This is a genomic window from Paraburkholderia sp. EG304 (genome assembly GCF_046543485.1).
GTDB lineage: Bacteria > Pseudomonadota > Gammaproteobacteria > Burkholderiales > Burkholderiaceae > Paraburkholderia > Paraburkholderia youngii.
This window is the reverse complement of sequence record NZ_JBKGUA010000424.1, coordinates 1-273: the sequence shown is the minus strand read 5'-3', so window position 1 is coordinate 273 and position 273 is coordinate 1. Positions and strand designations below refer to the sequence as shown.

The 273-nt window shown below is 61.5% G+C and carries 1 pseudogene; it reads left to right on the top strand.

Going from position 1 to position 273, the window contains the following annotated elements:
* Positions 1-145: pseudogene (locus ACLFKU_RS44570) on the top strand (IS66 family transposase); the annotation flags it as partial.
* Between the last annotated feature and the right edge of the window lie 128 nt (positions 146-273).

Genomic DNA, 273 nt, shown 5'->3' with positions numbered 1-273 from the left:
CGAGCGCGAGGCGCAGACACTGGAAGCTGAAGAGCGTCGCAGGCTTCGACAGAGCCGGGCCAAACCGGTGTGCGACGCACTTCATGAATGGATGGTGGCGCAGCGCAAGCTGGTTTCGGAAGGTTCAGCGATTGCGAAAGCGCTGGTGTCACTGACCGGCATATTCGAGCCATTCCGGGATCGGCGTAATCGAGCCACCGGATGATCGCCGCAATCGGGCCACTCGATGATCGGCGTATTGGAGCCACCGCAGGATCGGCGTAATCGAGCCAC